At 67.1% G+C, this 15422-nt stretch carries 14 protein-coding genes; all 14 read right to left on the reverse strand.

What is annotated here, in order from left to right; all coding sequences use genetic code 11:
* Window positions 1-118: 118 nt before the first annotated feature.
* Window positions 119-1573 carry a chlorophyllide a reductase subunit Z gene (gene bchZ / locus AX725_RS07160; RefSeq protein WP_060978487.1) on the reverse strand — a complete coding sequence of 485 codons (1455 nt, stop codon included), beginning with the start codon at window positions 1571-1573 and terminating at the stop codon, window positions 119-121.
* On the reverse strand, window positions 1570-3102 hold the full coding sequence (gene bchY / locus AX725_RS07165; RefSeq protein WP_060978488.1) for a chlorophyllide a reductase subunit Y: 1533 nt from the start codon (window positions 3100-3102) through the stop codon (window positions 1570-1572). Before bchY ends, bchZ begins: the two co-directional genes overlap by 4 nt.
* Entirely contained in the window at window positions 3099-4097 is a 999-nt protein-coding gene (locus tag AX725_RS07170) for a chlorophyllide a reductase iron protein subunit X (protein WP_066114754.1), read from the reverse strand. Before AX725_RS07170 ends, bchY begins: the two co-directional genes overlap by 4 nt.
* Window positions 4094-5020, reverse strand: a complete 927-nt coding sequence (gene bchC, locus AX725_RS07175; protein ID WP_060978490.1) for a chlorophyll synthesis pathway protein BchC — start codon at window positions 5018-5020, stop codon at window positions 4094-4096. Before bchC ends, AX725_RS07170 begins: the two co-directional genes overlap by 4 nt.
* A 166-nt stretch (window positions 5021-5186) precedes the next feature.
* Complete coding sequence (locus AX725_RS07180; protein ID WP_060978491.1) at window positions 5187-6296, reverse strand: methyltransferase; 1110 nt, start codon at window positions 6294-6296, stop codon at window positions 5187-5189.
* Window positions 6297-6301: 5 nt separating this feature from the next.
* Window positions 6302-7195, reverse strand: coding sequence for an alpha/beta fold hydrolase BchO (gene bchO / locus AX725_RS07185; protein WP_060978492.1), 894 nt, complete (start codon window positions 7193-7195; stop codon window positions 6302-6304).
* Window positions 7192-8955 (reverse strand): magnesium chelatase subunit D, encoded by a 1764-nt coding sequence (locus AX725_RS07190; RefSeq protein WP_060978493.1) that lies wholly within the window; start codon window positions 8953-8955, stop codon window positions 7192-7194. The genes bchO and AX725_RS07190 overlap by 4 nt, the downstream gene beginning before the upstream one ends.
* The gene (gene bchI, locus AX725_RS07195) at window positions 8952-9950 is read right to left on the reverse strand and encodes a magnesium chelatase ATPase subunit I (protein ID WP_060978494.1); all 999 of its coding nucleotides are present in this window, start codon (window positions 9948-9950) and stop codon (window positions 8952-8954) included. Before bchI ends, AX725_RS07190 begins: the two co-directional genes overlap by 4 nt.
* A gap of 116 nt (window positions 9951-10066) precedes the next feature.
* Window positions 10067-10792 (reverse strand): sigma-70 family RNA polymerase sigma factor, encoded by a 726-nt coding sequence (locus AX725_RS07200; protein ID WP_060978495.1) that lies wholly within the window; start codon window positions 10790-10792, stop codon window positions 10067-10069.
* Between the two features lie 45 nt (window positions 10793-10837).
* Entirely contained in the window at window positions 10838-12949 is a 2112-nt protein-coding gene (gene flhA / locus AX725_RS07205; RefSeq protein WP_060978496.1) for a flagellar biosynthesis protein FlhA, read from the reverse strand.
* A gap of 5 nt (window positions 12950-12954) precedes the next feature.
* A complete protein-coding gene (locus AX725_RS07210; protein ID WP_060978497.1) occupies window positions 12955-13752 on the reverse strand; it encodes a transglycosylase SLT domain-containing protein in 798 nt (265 codons plus the stop codon).
* A gap of 399 nt (window positions 13753-14151) precedes the next feature.
* A complete protein-coding gene (locus AX725_RS07215; RefSeq protein WP_060978914.1) occupies window positions 14152-14460 on the reverse strand; it encodes a hypothetical protein in 309 nt (102 codons plus the stop codon).
* Window positions 14460-14747, reverse strand: coding sequence for a flagellar biosynthesis anti-sigma factor FlgM (gene flgM / locus AX725_RS07220; protein WP_060978913.1), 288 nt, complete (start codon window positions 14745-14747; stop codon window positions 14460-14462). Before flgM ends, AX725_RS07215 begins: the two co-directional genes overlap by 1 nt.
* Before the next feature lie 115 nt (window positions 14748-14862).
* Window positions 14863-15414, reverse strand: a complete 552-nt coding sequence (locus AX725_RS07225) for a hypothetical protein (RefSeq protein ID WP_067513532.1) — start codon at window positions 15412-15414, stop codon at window positions 14863-14865.
* Between the last annotated feature and the right edge of the window lie 8 nt (window positions 15415-15422).

A 15422-nucleotide genomic window follows, 5' to 3' on the forward strand; every position in this document is an offset into this window, starting at 1 on the left:
CTTAGCTTCCAGATTTGGAAGAACGCCGCGTGGGCGCCTTCCAGGCGATTATCCGTGCGGGCGAACCCGACGCGGATATTGGAGGCCCCGTCCCAAGGCCGATGACTGGACAAGACGCTCACGCGACCTCACCCATATTCTGTGCGACGGCTTCCTCCACCAGCCGCACCTCGGTTACTGAATCTTCGCCTGCACGCCGCGCTGCCCTCTCCGCAGCGTCGCGCAATGTCTTGGCCGCAGAGATGCGCACCAATACCGGCTGCGCATCGACCAGCCGGTCGAGCCGCGCCTTGGCTTCATCGGTCCAGGCGAGTTCCCGCTCGATCCTGGCCGGCGTCGCCGCCACGGCATCCATCTGGCTCGACAAGGGCAGGATGTGGAACAGCGCATCGAACAGCGCATTGCACACTTCCTGCACCAGCCAGGTCGCACCCGAATAGCCCATCACCGGCGTGCCCGTGTGGCGGCGGATCACCGCGCCGGGGAAGCTCGCCGGAATGTACATGCCGCGCGCGCCGCATTCGGCCATGTACATGCGCTCGTTATAGCTGCCGAACATCACCAGCGGCGGGTTGGTGCGGATTGCGTGGCGCACCGCCTCGTTGTCGGGCTTCACGCCTGCCGTGCGGCTGAAGGCGAAATTGCACGGCAGCCCCATGTCATGCTCGAGGAAATTGCGGATGCCGCGTGCATATGTCTCATTGGCATGGATGCCGAAGCTTGCGGTGCCGAAGAAATCCTGCGTGACCGAACGCCACAGGTCCCAGAGCGGCTTGATCGTCGTGTGCTTCTCGCGGTCGATAAACGGCTCGGGGTTGAGGCCGGTGAGCTCGCCCAGCTTGCGCAGGAAGAGCGTGGTCGATTCGAGGCCGATCGGCGCCTGCAGATACGGCCGCTCGAGCGTCTCGCACAGGTTGCGGCCGAATTCGCGGTACATGCAGATATTGACCTCTGCGTCCGCGAGCTTCTTCACATCGGCGAGATGGCTGCCCAGCGGGAAGACCATGTTGAGTTCGCAGCCGATGCCCTCGACGAGCCGCTGGATCTCGGCGAGATCGCTCGGCATGTTGAACGTGCCGTAGATCGGGCCGATGATGTTGACCTTGGGCTTCACGCCCTCCTTGCGCGGGGCGAGCGGCTTGACCTTCTTGGGCCCGAATTCGGTCCACAGCCAGGTCAGCGCACGGTCGGCGGCCTGCCACTGGTCCTCGTCGATCGTGCGCGGCAGGAAGCGGCGGATATTGGTGCCGTTGGGCGTCACGCCGCCGCCAATCATCTCGGCGATGGAACCGGTGACGACCACGGCGGGAAGATCTGGATCGAGCGTCTGCCAGGCGCGGCGCATCGCAGCTTCGGTGCCGGTCTTGCCCAGCTCTTCTTCGCCGAGACCCGTGACGACGATCGGCAGCTCGTGCGGCGGCAGCGCGTCGGTATAATGCAGCACCGAGGTGACGGGCAGGTTCTCGCAGCCCACGGGGCCGTCGATGATGACCTGCAAGCCCTTGATCGCGGTGAACGCGTAGACCGCGCCCCAGTAACCGCCTGCGCGGTCATGATCGATGATGAGGGTCATGTGCCCACCGCCTCCTCGGACTTGTTGAGGCCCGCCATGCGGGAGGCATATTTCTTCTTGAACTCGGGCCGATCGACCGGGGTGTCGCGCCAGATGCCCGCGTTCTCGTCGGTGCCCACCCCGTCGAAAAAGCTCTGCATCCGGTTGAAACGGTCCTGGTTGGCGAGCGCGGCGTTGATCACGACCGCAAGCGATCCGGCGCCCGCCGGACCCATCAGCGGACGGGCGGAGATGAGATTGGTGAAATAGAGCGCGGGGATCGCCTCGCTCTTGGCGTGCTGGACGACCGGCGTGGTGCCGATGGCCAGGTTCGGGCGGAATTCCTCGACCGCGGCAATGTCCTGTTCCAGGCTGGCGCGGTACTGGATGCGCACGCCGCGCGCCTCGAGCCATTCGCGGTCGGGATCGGACCAGCGCGTCCTGGGGCAGGCGGTGCCGACATAGGGCACGTCCGCGCCGCTTTCGATCAGCAGCCGGGCGACCAGCAGTTCGGAGCCTTCATAACCCGAAACGGTGATGCGGCCCTGGATCGGGCTGGCGGCGAGCGCCGCGCGGATCGCGGGCAGGAAGCGGTCCTTGGCGGCATCGACCTTGTCCTGCGCTATGCCACAGGCCGCGCCCACGGCATCGAGCCAGGCCGCCGTGCCATCGACGCCGACCGGGGCGGAGCCGATCACCGGACGCCCAGCCGCCTCGAACTCACGGATGCTCGCGGTGTAGAACGGATGGATCGCGGCGACCGCGGCGCAATCGAGCGCGCTGTACAGCTCGCGCCATTCGCGGGTGGGAACGACCGGGCCGGCCGCGAGGCCCAGGGGCTCGAGCAATTGCCCGATGCCAACCGGGTCAGCGGGGAACATCTCACCCAGGAGAGTCACCGTCGGCCGGTCCGGTCGATGGCTGGGGCTGGCAACCGGCCCCTGTGAAGCTTCCTTGCGGGCATAGGCGAGCATCGCGCCTGCCAGCACGTCCTTGGCCTCGGCATGGGTGGGCACGCCGAAACCGGGCACGTCGATGCCGATGACGCGCACGCCGTTGATCGCCTTGGGCAGGCCTTGCAGCGGCACGCCGGATGCGGTCGGCACGCAAAGATTGGTCACGACAATGGTGTCATAGAGCGCCGGATCCGCCATCAGGTGGACCGCGTCGCGAATATCCTCGTAGAGCTTGCCGGTGACCAAAGTCTCCGAGCTGAACGGCACATAGCCGACCGAGCGGCGCGCGCCGTAGAAATGCGAGGTGAAGGTGAGGCCATAGACGCAGCAGGCAGAGCCCGACAGGATTGTCGCGGTGCGCCGCATGCGCAGGCCGACGCGCAAACTTCCGAACGCCGGGCACATGCTCTGCGGCTGATCGTGCGGGCCCTGGGGGTAGTCCGCCGCATAGCGCGCCAGCACCTCGCCCTTGCCCGCCTGCTCCGCCGCCGCGCGCATGGTGTCTTTCGACGCGCAACCACCCTCTACCGGAACGGCCGCCAGGTCGATCCGGTCGGGGTTGCGTGGCGCGGGAAAGGCGGGGCTATCGCTCATACCTGGTCGTACACCACTTCGAGCGAGGCCTTTTCCTCGAACACGCCGCCGCGCATGTCCGCCTGGGTCGCAGGGACCAGCTCGACATTGCCGCCGGTATCCTCGGGCTTGAACAGGCCGAGCAGCCCGTCCTGGGTGAGCGGGCGCGGATGCGTCGGCTGAGCCTCGGCGACGTTGAGGCCGAGCTCGGCAAAGAGCGGGCCCCATTCGCTGTCGGGGCGACCGATGATCTGGTAATTGGCCGACTTGCGGCGGATATCCTCGTTCGCGGGGATCGAGGCGAGCACCGGAATGCCCACCGCCTCGGCAAAGGCCTGGGCCTCGCCAGTGCCGTCATCCTTGTTGATCAGGATGCCCGCGACGCCGACATTGCCCCCCATCTTGCCGAAATAGTCGACCGCCTTGCAGACATTGTTGGCGACATAGAGCGATTGCAGGTCATTCGATCCGACCACGGTCACCTTCTGGCACATGTCGCGCGCGATCGGCAGGCCGAAGCCGCCGCAGACCACGTCGCCGAGGAAATCGAGCAGCACGAAATCGAAGCCCCAATCGTGGAAGCCGAGCTTCTCGAGCAGTTCGAAGCCATGGATGATGCCGCGTCCGCCGCAGCCGCGGCCGACTTCGGGGCCACCCAGTTCCATCGCGAACACGCCGTCGCGCTGGAAGCAGACATCCTCGATCTTGACCTCTTCCCCGGCCAGCTTCTTGGCGCTGCTGGTCTCGATGATCGTCGGGCACGCCTTGCCGCCGAACAGCAGGCTGGTGGTGTCCGACTTGGGATCGCAGCCGATCAGCAGCACGCGCTTGCCCTGCTGCGCCATCATGTAGCTGAGGTTCGAGAGCGCAAAGCTCTTGCCCGATCCGCCCTTGCCATAGATGGCGATGACCTGCGTTTCCTTGGTCACAGGGCCCGTGGCGACGGGATCGGGTTCGTGCGCGGCTTCCTCGCGCAGGGCAGCCACATCAGGACCAGAGTTTTCAAGCATCGTCATGCGCAAGCGCTCCAATCGAGTATCATCTTGAGGCAGGAAGGGTCGGTGAACGCAGTCGGATAGGCTTCGGGCGCGTCGGCGACCGGCTGGACATGGCTGACCAGTCCGGAAAGGCTTAGCGCGCCGCTGGAGACCATTGCGCGGATCGCGACCAGATCGTCCGGACCCCATTCGGCGGCGACGCGGATCCGCGCCTCGCGCATGAACGCCGGGGGAAAGGTGAAGCTCAAGGGCTGTTGATAGAAGCCGGCGAGCGTGACCTCGCCCTTTTTGGCGAGGCGACCGATCAGCGTGTCGAGCAGGGCCGAGTCGCCGCTGACGTCACAGATGCTGCGATAGTCGCGGCGCTCGTCGCTATCGGGGTGCACCACGGCATAGCCATGGTCGCCGCTGGCGCGTTCGGCATCGATTTCCCAGACGGTGGGCGCGGGCGCGCCGCTGGCAATGGTGAGCCGGGCGAGCAGGCGTCCGAGGATGCCGTGCCCGACGATCAGATCGGGGGCCTCGCCGCCCGCCATCGCGTGCAAGGCAGTCGCGGCGAGCGCAAACAGCACCCCGTCGCTGCCCCAGCTTTCGTCGATCGGCAGCGCGCGAGCGGAAGGAACGACCAGCCGCCGCGCCGATCCGCCGAACAGTCCGCGCGCATCGGCAAAACAATTGGCACCGGGAACGAAGACCCATTCGCCGATCCGGCCGCGGCAGTCGCTGCCCGACTCGACGACACGACCGACCGATTCATAGCCGGGCACCAGCGGATAGCCCATGCCAGGAAAATTCGGCATCTTGCCGGTGAACAGCAGTTTCTCGGTGCCGGTGCTGATCCCGCTCCAGGCGATCTCGACCACGACATCGCCCGATTCGGGGGCGTTCAGCGCGAGAGAGCGAAGCGCAAGGCGATGCGGCGCTTCGAAAATGACGGCCATTGCCTGCACGTGCGCGCTCCCCTTGTTCTTGGCGACAGGCCCATGAAGAGGGACCTTCCATCAAGGTGTCATCTTATATTAACGCCCTCTAGTGTCAATCTAGGTTTACAGATTCAGACGCATTAGTTCCGCGACGGAAAGCGGGTGGCTTGCGATGAGCGGAATGTCAGGCCGTAGCGGCAATCACGCGGGTGACGATGGGCAGGCCCGTGCGGCGTTCGGTCCAGCGGGCAAAGCCTGCCTTATCCAGCATCGCCCCGATTTCCTGCGGGGTGCGCGCGCGGCCCGAGCCCATGGCGAGCAGGTAGAAGCCGAAATAGGCATCCGCCATCGCCTCGGCGCCGGGCGTTCCCGCCATCGGCTCGGCGATCAGCAGCGTATCGCCAGGGGTCATTGAGGCCCGTATCTTTACCAGCACGCTCTGCGCCAGATCGTCGTCATGATCATGCAGGATGCGGATCAGCGTGATCAGATCATAGCCGGCGGGGATCGGGTCATTGCGGAAATCGCCGGGATGCGGGGTCACGCGCACGCCCGCCTCGCCCAGTTGCCGCGCGCCGATCGCGGTGACGGCGGGAAGGTCGAACAGGCCAAATTCGAGCGCCGGTGCGGCTTTCGCCACTGCCGCGATGAACGCGCCCGCGCCGCCGCCGACATCGAGCATCCGCCGGTGCTGGCCGAAGCGCCAGGCGTGCACCACCTGATCGGCGACCATCGGCTGCGAGGCCGCCATCAACTGCGAATAGGGCGAGACCGCCGCCTGATTCTCGCCCTCGCTGCCGTCGCCCAGCGCATAGGGCCAATAGCCTGCGAGCGCGCCGGGCTCGCTGCGTTCGCCCCGCAGCAATGACAGGGGATCGGCCAGATCGGCATAGAGCAGGTGATGGTGCCGGATCATCGCGATCGCCCCGGGATTTCCGGTGAGCGCGACGCCCTGTTCGCCGAGCATCCACAGATCGTCGCCGACGCTTTCGATCACGCCCAGCGCCGCCGCTGCGCGCAGCAGCCGGTAGGTCGCATCCTCGCCGAGCCGCGCGAGCGCGCCCAATTCCGCCGAGCTTGCCGCGCCCTGTTCCAGGCGCGCCACGATGCCGCCTTCGACACAGGCATAGAGCGTCTGCGAATAGGTGAACCCGGCGATGATGTCGAAAAGCCGCCGCGCCCGCACCCGCGATATGCCGCGCGCAAAAATCGAGCGCGAGGCCCAGGACTGGAAGGCGGGATTGCCGATCACCTTGTTGCGCCAGCCGACCCAGCGCTGCTTCAACCCCGCCATGCTGGTCAGGCCGCCACGGCAGGGCTGGTTGCGGCAAAGGCCAGGATCATCTCGGCGATGCGATCGGGCGCTTCTTCATGCGCCAGATGTCCCAGATCGGGAATCACGGCGAGTTCGGCACCGGGGATCAGATGGCCCGCGCGCTCGACCGAATCGGCGGGCACCATCGCATCGCGCCCGCCATGGATCAGCAACGTGCGCCCCGTCAGTCCGGGCAGGCTGGCCGAGAGCGTATCGAGGTCCCAGTTCGCCATCATGCCGATCGCGCCGGCGCAATGGTCCGAGGTGCGGAACAGCCGGTGGTAGAGATCGACGCCAAGATCGTCGATTCGAGATCCGGTCGATTTCTTGAGGAACCGGGCGACCTCGCCCCGGCTGCTCGCCATCTGGGCAAAGATCATCGCGGTGAACGGGTTGACGAACAGCATCCGCGCCAGCGCCGGGAACAGCCGCGCGGCCAGCCCCGGAAACGGCATCAGCGCCGGTGTCAGGCCGATCAGCGTTGCATCCCAGCGCGCGTCCATCGCCAGCCGCGCGCCGATGGCCGCCCCCGCCGAATGGCCGACGATCACCGCCGGTGCGGGATGGCCCAGCTTGGTCAGCAGCTCGCCCAGCGCCTTCGCCATGCCCGGCAGGCTCTGCCCGCCCGAAATCCGACCGCGCGTGAAGCCATGACCCGGCATGTCGGGCGCGATCACGAGATAATGCTTCGCCAGCAGCGGCAGCAGGTCGCGCCAGCTGTGCGTCGCCGCGCCCGTGCCATGGACGAGCAACAGCACCGGCGCGCCCTCGGGCCCGGCAATCTGGACGTGCCAGTCGAGCATCGCGGTGCGCACGAAACGGCTAACTTCGCGATTGGGCCAGTCCTGCCCCTCGACCTCCCAGCGAACCGAACTCATGATGCTTTCCCGAACTGCAGCGCGCTGACCGCCTGCTCTACCCCCCGCGCATCGGCGCGCGGCAGCGCCAGATAGCGCGCGCGCATCGCGGCTGCAATCGCCGCCGCCTCGGGCTGGGGCCGGGCGGAAATGTCGATCACCACGCCTTGCGTGCCGGCAGCGGCGAAGCGGCGCGCGGCGGCGAGCGCATCTTCGCCCGCTTGCGCGCGGCCGGGCTGGCCCTGCCGGTCGATATTGCCCTTGCCGTCGGTGAGCAGAGCCACAAACGGTGTGCGCCCGCGCGCGGCCTGGGTCTCGGCAAGCTCCGACGCTGCGGCCAGCCCGAGCGCCAGCGGCGTGCCGCCACCTCCGGGCAGCTCGCCCAGCACCTTCTTGGCGCGCGTGAGCGAGCGCGTCGGCGGCAGCAGCAGCTCGGCGCCGGTGCCCCGGAAGGCGATCAGCGCGACCTGCGCGCGCTTCACATAGCTTTGCGCCAGCATCAGCTCGACCGCACCCTTGGCCTCGGCGAGCCGCGCCAATGCAGAGGATCCCGAAGCATCGACCGCGAAGATGGTCAGCGCCTCGGCGCGCTCCTCGAACCGGCGGATGCGCAGATCACCCTTGCGGATGCGCAGGCGCTTCGGCGCGTCGGCCGCCTCCTGCTGGCGGCGGATTTCCTGCCACGGCACCGCCGCACGCAAGGTATCGATCAGCGCCAGTCGTGCGCCGCCGCGCGGCAGGCCGGGGCGCGCGCCAAGCGGCCTTCCCCGCAGCTGCGAGGCGCGCTTGCGCCCTGCCCCGCCTGTCCCGGTCGCGCGCCGGGCACTCCGCCCCTCGCCGATCCGCGCCAGCACATCCTTGGGGATCGAGGCGAGCGCGGCGGCGAGGACCAGATCGTCGAGCACATCGGGATCGTGTTGTTCCTGCTCGGATTCCGCATCGCCCGGTGGCGGTTCGTCTTCGGCTTCAGGCGGTGGAGGCGGTTGATCATCCGCCTGCTGCGGAATGCGCGTGGCGCGGGGGCCGAGGATCGTCCGCGCAGTGAAGGCGAGGTCTTCGTCGCCGGGATCGCGCGCGTGCCATTCGGCGTGCAGGCGCGTCGCGGTCTGCGCGAACAGAAGCGCGCGTGCAGAATCGACGCCCAGGGCAAGGGAGAGATTGGCGAGGCTTGCAACGACCGCCCCTCCTCCGTTTGTCCCGAACGTGTCGAGGGACCTTGCACCACCGTTTCCGATCACGTCCCTCGACTTCCCGGTGTGGCCGGAAAGTTCATCCCCTTCGGCTGGCTTGCCAGCCAGCCGAGGGGCTCGGGACATAGGGAGATTTTCAGCGTCTGTAACGTTCTGGGCAGTCACCCCCTCGCACCAGAACGCCACCCGCTCGGTCAGCGCGACGGGGGGTGCCTCGTCCTCGCCGCCGTCATCGATCAGCACCAGCGCGAACCCTGCACCGGCATCCATCGCCTGCGCGATCCGCCCCGCGACCAGCGCCGACATCCGCTCGGCCATCGGCACGACCAGCAGACCGCCCGCTGCCTCCTGCAGCAACCCCGTCTGCTCGACCCGTTGCCCGCAAGCCAGCGAGGCCGCGACATCGAGCCCGCCGCACAGCCGCTCCTCGTCGATATGCACGGGAACGCGGCGCACGGCGCGCCCCTCGAACGCAGCCATCAGCAGCGCCAGCGCCGCCTCGCGCTCGGGCCCTGCCCCGCGCAGCCAGATGCCGCCCAGCCGGGCGGGCGCAGCGGCCAGCAGCCGGGCCGCCATCAGCGTGTCGGTCATCCGAAAAGCTCGGTCAGCGCCCGGTCGATGCGCGCGGTCGATCCCGTCTCGTCGAGCACGTCGCGGCGGAGACGATGGCGCAGCGCCATCGGCGCGATCGCGCGCAGATGCTTGCGCTCGGCCGATTTCGCGCCTTCGAGCGCGGCATAGGCCCGCGCGGCGCGCATCAGCGTGAGTTCACCGCGCAAGCCATCCGCCCCCACCGCGATGCACAGGCTGGCGGCATCCTCGAGCGTCGCATCGGGCATCGCGACCTTGGGCAAAGCCTTCTTGCCCCTGGCGATGCGCTTGACGATCTTCGCGTCCGCCTCGGCCCAGTCGGCGGCGAATGCGGCGGCATCGCGCTCCTGCGCGTCGCAGCGGCGCATGATCTCGATGCGCTGTTCGATATCCTGCGGGGTCTTCACCTCGACCGACAGGCCGAAGCGATCGAGCAATTGCGGGCGAAGTTCGCCCTCTTCCGGGTTGCCACTGCCGATCAGCACGAACTTGGCCGGATGGCGCACCGACAGCCCCTCGCGCTCGACCAGATTCTCTCCTGATTGCGAAACATCGAGCAGCAGGTCGACCAGATGATCCTCGAGCAGGTTGATCTCGTCGATATAGAGGTACCCGCGATGTGCGCGCGCGAGCAGTCCCGGCTCGAATGCCTTTTCGCCGCGCCCCAATGCGCGTTCGAGGTCGAGCGCGCCGAGCACCCGGTCCTCGGTCGCGCCGAGGGGCAGGTCGACGAACGGCACCGGTACCTTGGCGGTCTTGCGGCTCCCGCATTGATCGGGGCAGCGATCCGCCTCTTCGGGCGCGCAATTATAGCGGCAACCGGCAATCGCCAGCATCGGCGGCAGCAGCGCGGACAGCGCACGCGCGGCGGTGGACTTGCCCGTGCCGCGATCGCCGAACACCATCACCCCGCCAATGCGCGGATCGACCGCGCTGATCAGCAAGGCACGCTTCATTTCGTCCTGGCCGACGATGGCAGAAAAGGGAAAGGCCATAGCATCCATGTCTAACACATCGGACGGCCATCACAAGCAAAGTGTCAGGCTGGGTTGACGGTTGCTGCCAGAATGAAATCCTCCCCCAGCTTGCTGGGGGAGGATTGAAGAGGATGTCAGCGCGAGCTGGCGAGCCGCTTGCGCAGCGTCTCCAGCGCCGATTTCTTGATCTGGCAGACGCGCGCCGCGGTGATGCCGAGCACTAGGCCGATCTCGTCGAGGTTCATCTCCTCGATATAATGCAGCTGCAGGATCAGCTGCTCGCGTTCCTTGAGCGTGCCGATGCTGGCGTTGAGCAGCTGCTTGAGATTGTCCGCCTCCATCCGCGTCTCGGCCGAATCCTCGCTGTCGGCAAACCACATCGAATGTTCGGAATAGACCTCGTCCATCGATTCGAACTTCACGTCCTGCGCCGCATCCGAGCGCATGCGGAACTCGGCAGCGTCCATCCCCATCGCGGCGGCCAGCTCGGCTTCGGTCGGGTTGCGGCCGAGTTCGCGCACCAGCTTCTCGCTCGCCCGGCGCAGCTGCTTGCGGAAGTCCATCGCCGACCGGCACATGTTGCTGTTGGCGCGCAGATGGTCGATCAGCGCGCCGCGGATGCGCATGCTGGCATAGGTGGCAAAGCCGTGCCCGCGATCCTCGTAATTGTTTGCCGCCTCGACCAGCGCGACCATGCCGATCTGGACCAGGTCCTCGATCTCTATCACGCCCGGCGCCATGCCGCGCACGTGCCAGGCGAGCTTGCGGACCAGCGGCAGATGCGCCTCGATCAACTTGCCGGGCGGCACGGCGGCGGGCTTGCGGCCGTAGGTGATCGTCTCGATGGGAAGATGCTGCATGTCAGGTGTCCAGCTTCATGAGAATGGTCGGGATCGGCGTCTGCATCAGCCGCGCGAGAAGGAATGTTCGGCCTGGGGCGTGCGATAGCCCGCCTGCCCGCCAACGGTGGCGACCACCTCGACCGGCTTGTCGTCGGGCAGTTCGCGGAACGAGAGCACCGGCGTATCGGGGAAGCGCGGGCGGAGCAGATCGGCGAGCGGCTTGCGCGCCTGGGGCGAGGTGACCAGCGCATAGTTGCGCTGCTCCAGCATCAGCGGACGCGCCGCCTGTTCGATTGCGCCCAGGATGCGCTGCGCGAGGCCCGGTTCGATCGGGAAGGCGGCATCGCCGGCAACGCGCAGCGACTGGGCGAGCAGCGTCTCGAGCTCGGCATCGAGCGTCACCACCGGCAGCGGCAGGTTCACCGGCACCAGCGACTGGATGATGATCGACCCGATCCGCTGGCGCACGCCCTCGACGATCTGCGCCACGGTGGTGCCTTCGGCGGCGGCCTCGACCATCGCCGAACAGATGCGGCGGAAGTCCTTGAGCGGCACGCCTTCGCGCAGCAGCTCGCGGCAGACAGCGGAGATGGTGAACAGCGACAGCGGCTGGGGCGTGAGGCCCTCGACCAGCTGGGGCGAGTTTTCCTTGAGCGTCTCGAGCAGCTTCTTGGTCTCGTCCATGCCGAACAGCTGCGCGGCATTGAGGCGGACCATCTGGTTGAGATGCGTCGCCATGACGGTGGCGGCATCGACCACGGTATAGCCCGCAACGATCGCCTCGGCGCGCTTGTCGGCGCTGATCCAAACCGCATCCATGCCGAAGGTCGGGTCCTTGCAGGCGCGGCCTTCGATCGGCGTGTCGATGTCGCCGCTGTCGAGCGCGAGCAGATCGTCGGGCCAGATCTCGTCCTCGGCGACGATCGTGCCGCCGATAGTGATGCGATAGCTGTTGGCGGGCAGCGCCATGTCGTCCTTGATGCGAACGAGCGGGATGACGAAGCCGAGTTCCTTCGAGATCTGCTTGCGGATACCGGTGACGCGGCGCATCAGCGGCGCGTCGCGGCGCTCGTCGACCAGCGGCACCAGGCCGAAGCCGACATCGATGCCCAGCATCGCGCCATCGGACACGTCTTCCCATTCGATGGCATTGGGGTTTTCGGGCGCAGCGGGGGCAACAGCCTCGACCACCGGCGGCTTGGGACGCGACAGCTTCCATGCGATAAACCCGGCAGCGGCGGCAGCGGGCAGGATGATGAGATGCGGCATGCCGGGCAGCACGCCCATGATGCCCAGGATCACCGCGACCGGCGTCCAGGCCTTGGCGATGGCGAACTGGCCCGAGATCTGGCCGGGAAGGTCCTGCGCCGAGTTGACGCGGGTGACGATCGACGCGGCGGCGATCGACAGCAGCAGCGCGGGCACCTGCGCGACCAGCGCGTCGCCGATCGCCAGCATGGTATAGTTGGAGGCGGCTTCGGCAATGCCCAGGCCATGGCTCGCCATGCCCAGGATGATGCCGCCGACGATGTTGACCACCAGGATCAGCACGCCTGCGACCGCATCGCCCTTCACGAACTTGGACGCACCGTCCATCGACCCGTAGAAGTCCGCCTCGGTCGCCACTTCTGCGCGGCGGGCCTTGGCTTCCTCGGGCGTCATCAGGCCGGCGTTCAGGTCGGCATCGATCGCCATCTGCTTGCCGGGCATCGCATCGAGGGTGAAGCGCGCCGACACTTCGGACACGCGGCCCGCGCCCTTAGTGATGACGACCAGATTGATGATCATCAGGATGGCGAAGACGAAGATGCCGACGACATAGTCGCCGCCGATCAGCAGGCTGCCGAACGCCTCGATGACGTGACCGGCAGCAGCCCCACCCTCATGCCCGTGCACCAGCACGACGCGGGTCGAGGCGACGTTGAGGCCCAAGCGCAGCAGCGTCGCGAACAGCAGCACGGTGGGGAAGCTGGAAAAGTCGAGCGGCTTGGTGACATTGAGCGCCACCATCAGCACCGCCAGGCTGATCATGATGTTGAAGATGAAGCCGATGTCGAGCACCAGCGCGGGAACGGGCAGCACCAGGAACACCACCAGCAACAGGGTGGCGAGCGGCAGGATCGAGCCGCGCGACATCGCGAGGAATTGGCCGAGCTTGCTGGACGCAGGATTCATTCTGATCAGGCTCCCATCGCGGCGAGCAGCATGTAAGCCAGCCGCGCATTGTCGTTTCCGCCGATGCTGGCGGTCATTTCGGGTCGGGCGGCGCGCGCGCTGGCGAGCCGGACGTAATCGGCAGGCTGGACCTGCGGCAGATCATTGCCCTCGCGCGGCAACCGGCTGCCGCCCATTGCCGCCGCGCCGCCGAGCTTGTCGGCAAAGCGGGTGCGGATCTCGGCAAAGCTGCGAGGGCTTCCCGAGCGGTCGTAGAAGATCGAACGGTTGGCCCCGGCGGCGCGCGCGAACATCGGCGCTGCTGCCGCATCAGGGTTCGCGTCATGCGCGGCGAGGAACTGGCGGGCGCCTTCCGGACCCAGGAAATGCGCGAGATACAGGTCCACCGGCGCGGCGCTGCGGCCGAGCGAGGATTCGAGATACTGGCGGTTGTCGGACGCGAATTCGCCCGCCATCAGCGCGGCTATTTCGGGGTTTTTACGGAGCGCGAGGATCGACTGGCGGGTCTGCGGATCGTCGACACGGTAGCGGCCGCGCCCATCGCGCTGGATGGCGTTGGCGGCCCAGTCCAGCCCATGCTTGTACCCGTGCTTCTCGACCACGCCGAGCCAGCTCTGGTCGATGAACTGGTACAGGCCGGTCGCCGACGAGGTGCCGGCCTTGGCATTGGGGTTGAGCCCGCTTTCGATCCGCGCCTGGCCCATCAGATAGTCGAAATCCACGCCCGTGCGCTGCGCAGACGCGGCAATCGCGCGGGTGACGCGATCTCCTGCATTGCTGACACTGCCAAGATACGAGGACAAAACGGCTCTCCAAAGGTTACTGGAGACGTTCACAGCAAAAGCTGTGCCAATTTGGGTGTTGCCGCTCCCACCCGTCGCTTGCGTCGATCCTCACCCCTCCCGCAGGCGCGGTGGGTGAAGCGATGCGCTCTAGGAATCCGGGGCGCTCAACCTGAAGCCCTCCCCCTTGATGGGGGAGGGTGGGGTGGGGGTGATGGTGCCGGATTCAGCCTTCGGGCTATTCGACGTACACCCCGAGCCCGGCCGCAACCCTCACCCCCACCGCTGCGACCTAGGCAGCAAGCTGCCAAGTCTTCGCTGCCTCCCCCATCAAGGGGGAGGCTCTCGGGAATCGGACAAACAAAAAGCCCTCCGTCCGCAGGGGACGAAGGGCCGAATTGAGGTCTTTCGGGGAGAAATTCAGCGGCGGGCCGGGCGGCCTCCATAGGTCACGACCGTCTGTTCGCCCTGGATCGCGGCGACGCGGCGCTCGACATGGTCGCGCAAGAAGCGCAGGCGCTGCGCGGCGGCGGCGTTATACTTCATCAGCGTTTCGAGCTGGCTGCGGGTGCTGGCATCGGCGCGCAGCACACCCTGGGTGCGCAGGGCATCGGTGATCCCGCCCAGATCGCGGGTGTGCGCGATCATGGCTTCGGTGTCTCCGGCGTCCAGCGCGGCGATCAGCGCGGTTTGCGTGTCCGCAAAGCGCTCAAGCAGTTCGCCCTGCATCAGTTGAGCGATGCGCCGAGGTCGAGTTCGATCATCTTGGCGGCAAGCTTTTCCGCGTCGATGACATAGCTGCCATTGGCCAGCGCATCGCGGATCGCGGCGACGCGGCCCTCGTCGATCGGCGCAGAGGCCGATGCGGTCTGCAGGAAGCTGCTCACCGACACCGCTTCACGCAGGGTATTGTCGGTCGCAGCCGTGGCCGCGCTCGCGCCAACGGTCTTTTCGGTGCTGCCGCCCTTGCGGGTCGCACCGACGATCGGGCTGCCATAGGCATTAATGCGGGACATGGTGTAAAGACCTCGTTCTAGCATGACTTACGTCCTTTAACGGCCTTGGCAGCGGTTGCTTAAGGCGATTTTTTGACAAAGGGTTAACGCGATCTTGCTCGCGCTGGTAAACGGCTCAGTTACTGAGGATCGTGGCGCGGCCCGGTTCGACGATGCGCACGAATATAGGCTTGCCCCTGGGATCGTCGCGCACCGGAATGACCTCGCCGACGCGTCCGTCCTTGTCGGCGATCATCACGCGCGAAAGCGAGAACATCGGCCGGTCGACGGTGAGCAGGATCGGCTCGCCGCGCTTGACGGCCTCGGCGCCCTGCCCTGCCAACGCCCTGGCCTGACCCGGACGCGGGGCGACGGCCTGCTCGCGCTCGGCGGCCAGATCGAGCGGCACGCGGATGCGCCAGCCGAGCGCGGGGCAGCGCACGGCGGCTGCGCCCAGATCAGGTCCGGTGACCTCCAGCGCAACCGGGCAGGCCTTGAGCTTGAGCCGACGATCCACCGGCGCGCGCGCGCCGCCAGGCTCGCCGATGCCAGCGCCCATGGTCGCGGCAACCAGCACGTCGATCTCGCTCAGATCCTGAATGGCTTGCGCCTGGGCCTGGACGCTCGCCGAGGATGCCAGCAGGGGCGCGGCAAGGCCTAGCGCCAGAAATGATTTGCGAACGGGCATGAACGGTC

This window comes from Blastomonas sp. CCH9-A1, from assembly GCF_001557175.1.
Taxonomy (GTDB): domain Bacteria; phylum Pseudomonadota; class Alphaproteobacteria; order Sphingomonadales; family Sphingomonadaceae; genus Blastomonas; species Blastomonas delafieldii_A.